This window comes from Halalkalibaculum sp. DA384, from assembly GCF_043951955.1.
GTDB lineage: Bacteria > Bacteroidota > Rhodothermia > Balneolales > Balneolaceae > JAMQKA01.
In genome coordinates, this window is the sequence record NZ_JBINJE010000141.1 from 1 (window position 1) to 321 (window position 321).

1 protein-coding gene is annotated in these 321 nt (G+C 42.7%); it reads left to right on the top strand.

Annotation, left to right across the window (positions count from 1 at the left end):
- A partial coding sequence (locus ACG2E4_RS18605; RefSeq protein ID WP_395277528.1) for a hypothetical protein occupies positions 1 to 236 on the top strand: 236 nt, incomplete at its 5' end.
- Positions 237 to 321 lie beyond the last annotated feature (85 nt).

Sequence of the window (321 nt, forward strand, 5' to 3'; positions counted from 1 at the left end):
TGCTTGCAAACATAGCCTTGGTAGAACTTTTTAAAGGTACGGACCCCGGACAGATGGAACAGTACCTGAATGGTCATCACTTCCGAAGGGGACAGTCGGCAGGGTTTTATGCGAGACTTGCCTGCCGCCAACAGATGGCGATGCCAGACGGGCAAAAAATCGGTACAAAAGTCATCCAAAGAACAAAATATTTCCGTAATTTTAAGGACGTTAATCATGGCGGGAGATTTGGTTAAGTTTATGTTGCGCAACGACTTAAATATACTGAATCTTCCGCTTTTTTATTCGAAATAAGTACTTTTCTTATCTCGAACTCACGTT